Source organism: Rhizobium sp. PRIMUS64, from assembly GCF_023006465.1.
Classification (GTDB): domain Bacteria; phylum Pseudomonadota; class Alphaproteobacteria; order Rhizobiales; family Rhizobiaceae; genus Rhizobium; species Rhizobium leguminosarum.
Window position 1 is genome coordinate 1 of sequence record NZ_JALBGX010000324.1, and the last position, 602, is coordinate 602.

1 pseudogene is annotated in these 602 nt (G+C 65.8%); it reads left to right on the forward strand.

The annotated features are described in order from the left end of the window. Positions 1-602 (forward strand): annotated as a pseudogene (locus MOV76_RS39380) (hypothetical protein); the annotation flags it as partial.

A 602-nucleotide genomic window follows, 5' to 3' on the forward strand; every position in this document is an offset into this window, starting at 1 on the left:
CACGCCCTCACAAAGGCGAGCGCGCCACAGGTCGAGCGTGCCGACAGGTATCTTCAGGCCGCATCGCGCGCGGCGCGCAGCGGCATCGAAGGTGTCGTTCCCAGCGTCTGGCCGATCAACGTGTTCGAGCCATGCTGGTCGCTGTACACTCTGCATCTGGCCGGGTTGTTTTCGCATCCCGCGCTCGCCGAGGCGGTACGCGTGATCGTCGCGCAGCTCGATGCCTGTCTGGGCGTGCGCGGTCTGGGTCCGGCCTTGCACTTCGCGGCCGATGCGGACGACACCGCTGTTGTGTTGTGCATCCTGCGCCTAGCAGGACGCAACCCGGCTGCCGACGCGTTGCGCCACTTCGAAATCGGCGGGCTGTTCGTTACCTTCCCCGGCGAGCGCAATGCCTCGGTGTCGACCAACATCCACGCCCTGCATGCGTTCAGACTGTTGGGAAAGCCCACCGCCGGCACCAGCGCTTACCTTGAGGCCAATCGCAACGCGGACGGTCTATGGGACAATGAAAAATGGCACGTTTCGTGGCTGTATCCCACCGCGCATGCAATCGCTGCGCTCGCGCAAGGCGCGCCCGAGTGGCGCGACGAGCGCGCGCT